Below are 2,734 nucleotides of genomic sequence, written 5' to 3' on the forward strand. Positions count from 1 at the left end.
CGTGCACCGCAGCACCATCAAGAACTGGACCCGAGCCGGAATCCTCAACTCACACAAGGCAAACGACAAGAACGAGCGCCTCTACCAACCACCCATACCCGGCGACCCCCGCCTCACCACCCGACAAGGCAGCCCCCTCAGAAAACGAGTTCACACCCCACCCGCCCCAGGAGGTGCACTATGAAGCCAAGCCCTTGCGGCGGGCGTAAACCTTGCGGCCCTTGTTGGTCGTGAGCTTGCGGGCCATGCGCTGTTTGCCGGTGGCGGCCTTGGGGATACGCCCGCGTGGGGTGACCGGCGGCGGGTCGTCGCGGCGGTGGCGTCCGGTGGCGATGTAGAACTGGGTGCCGTACTGGGCGGCGTAGTCGGCGACGGCGTCGAGGTTGTCGGCCGAACAGTAGCCGGCGTCGGCGAGCAGCTGGTCCGGGGCCTGCCCGGTGTTGGCCGCCGTCTGCTGGGTCATCGGGATGAGGTTGCCCACATCGGAGGCGTTAGTGCTGAGCTCGGTGGCCACGATCACCTGATGATCCTCATCGACCACGGCTTGGGCGTTGTAGCACTGGTGGAAGGCCCCGTCGCCGGTGAGCACGATCTTGGAGTCCGGGTCGGTGAAGTTGCGCCGCGCTTTCGGTTTTGGGGTGGCGGTCTCGGTCGCGGCCGCGCCCTTGGAGGCGACGGTGTCCTCGTCGTCGCCGCGCTGAGCGGCGGTGGCCTCGGCGTGTGCACGCGCCCGCTGGCGTGCCTGTTCCTCCAAGGCTGCCTTGGCCTGGCGGATCTTGGCCAGCCGGCTTTCGCGGCGGCGCAACTCCTCGGGCAGCTCATCGCCGCGGCGGTTCTTGCCGAACTTCTTGTCTTCGGCCTGATCGATGCGCTCGGCCTCGGCCAGCAGCGCCGAAACCTCGGCGGCGAGGACCTTCTCCTTCTCACTCATCCGCACATAGCTCATCGCCTTACGTTTAGAGGCATTGGCCCGCACCTTCGTCCCGTCCAACGCCACCCGCCCCAGCCGCACCATGCCCGCGGCCTGACACAACGCCAAGGCCTGCGCGAACAAATGGCCCAGTGCGGACAGGTGCCTTTTACGGAACCGCGCGATCGCCCGATAATCCGGCGCCACCCCGCCCGCCAGCCAGCGAAACGGCACGTCATCGATCCATTTGGTCTCGATCGCCCGCGACGAGCGCACCCCAATGATGTACCCGTAGAGCACGATGCGCACCATCAACCGCGGGTCATACGGCGGCCCGCCCCGCCCCTCGGTATACGCCGCACGGATGCGCGACAGGTCCAAGTGCTCGTCAACCAACTCCGCGATGAACCGGGCCAGATGCTCGGCCGGCAACCAATCATCCAGCGACGGCGGCAACAACAATCCCTGATCCGGGTCGAACATGCGAAACGTCTTGTCCACCGGCGGCTTCGGCGCCACAAAATGTGGATCTACCCGCTCGGCAGGGTCTACTTCGAACAGCCCACCATCATCGAGATCATCAGGCACACCCCATGATCCCAACCACCCGCCCATCAACCGAACACCCCGGCCGGCGTGTTACTGACCCACGCTCCTAGGTCTGGAGTCTGTGGAGGGCAAGCAAAAGCTCCCCGCCGAATCGGGTACGGAGTGGGAGGTCGACGCTAGGGGCGTCAAGGCGGACGACGGGGCGACCGTCGTCATCGAGTGCCGCCAGCACGGCGACAAGCTCAGGCAGAAAGACATGGCTGCGCTCGCGTACGTGATCAGCGATGTTGGCGCTGCAGCCGGGATCATCGTCACTCCCATCGGTTTGCAGGAGGGCGCCGAAAAGGTGGCAGGCCATGAGGGCATCCAGCTCGTCCACCTCGCCGCAAACTCGACGACGACCGATTTCGTGATCGAGTTCCTTGAAAAGGTGATCCACGGCGCGTCGGCACATCTCGGATCGACAGCAACCTTTACCGCCACAGCCGAAGTCGTACGGGCCGACGATTCCGAAAGCCCCCGGTAACCGGGTTGCCATCCCTGCTGCCATCCACACCCCCCGCGGGTATGAAAAAAGCGGCTCCGGATTTCTCCGAAACCGCTCTCACCTGCTAGTTCTCTGGTCGGGCTGACAGGATTTGAACCTGCGACCACTTGACCCCCAGTAAATCCCGGTAACGCCTTTCCGCAGGTCGCGGGCAGTGTGTGGCTGGTTTGCGGCCGTGCGAGACGTGCACAGACGCGCAGATCGTTCATCACCGTGCATAACGTGCGGTCCCCAAATGGTCCCCGAACACGAGGTTCCAGCCAGGAGTTGAGGCAGGCACGCCGTTGAGCGCCATGACTGAGGCCGGCGCCCGTGCCGAGCATCGATGATTGTCGGCGCTCCGGGACTCGCGCCCCCCTTCCGTTGGCGCAGCAACGTCACCGCCCTCCGTCACGACAGTTCTTTCGCGGTGTGCACCGAGTTGACGCGATCGCGTGCGGGTGCGTGTGGTCCCAACTTGGTCCAAGACATGCTGTTGAACCATTGCCGGTAGCGTCTCGCTTGACTAAGCGTCTGCGTACTGCCATTGTGAGTACATGACTTCGATGAAAGATGACCGCCTGCAGCTGCGCGTCGACGCGACGTCGAAGCGTCGGCTAGAGGAGGCTGCCAGCGAGGCGCACCTGAGTGTGTCGGCGTTTGTGCTGCAGGCCGCCAGCCAAGCTGCCGACGACCTGCTAGCCGAGCGGCAGACCATTCACCTGTCCCCCGACGCGGCGGCCGCCTTC

At 64.9% G+C, this 2,734-nt stretch carries 4 protein-coding genes; 3 read left to right on the forward strand and 1 reads right to left on the reverse strand.

What is annotated here, in order from left to right; all coding sequences use genetic code 11:
* A partial coding sequence (locus ACLP9N_RS16210; RefSeq protein WP_442408379.1) for a hypothetical protein occupies window positions 1–184 on the forward strand: 184 nt, incomplete at its 5' end.
* On the opposite strand, the gene ACLP9N_RS16215 is transcribed toward ACLP9N_RS16210, so the two are convergent.
* Window positions 179–1,498 carry an IS1182 family transposase gene (locus ACLP9N_RS16215; RefSeq protein ID WP_442408380.1) on the reverse strand — a complete coding sequence of 440 codons (1,320 nt, stop codon included), beginning with the start codon at window positions 1,496–1,498 and terminating at the stop codon, window positions 179–181. The genes ACLP9N_RS16210 and ACLP9N_RS16215 overlap by 6 nt on opposite strands.
* A gap of 82 nt (window positions 1,499–1,580) precedes the next feature.
* On the opposite strand from ACLP9N_RS16215, the gene ACLP9N_RS16220 reads away from it, so the two are divergent.
* Entirely contained in the window at window positions 1,581–1,985 is a 405-nt protein-coding gene (locus ACLP9N_RS16220; RefSeq protein WP_442408381.1) for a restriction endonuclease, read from the forward strand.
* 566 nt (window positions 1,986–2,551) lie between these two features.
* Window positions 2,552–2,734, forward strand: a 183-nt coding sequence (locus ACLP9N_RS16225; protein WP_442408382.1) for a type II toxin-antitoxin system TacA family antitoxin, incomplete at its 3' end; no start/stop codon positions are given.

The organism is Mycobacterium sp., from assembly GCF_052144515.1.
Classification (GTDB): domain Bacteria; phylum Actinomycetota; class Actinomycetes; order Mycobacteriales; family Mycobacteriaceae; genus Mycobacterium.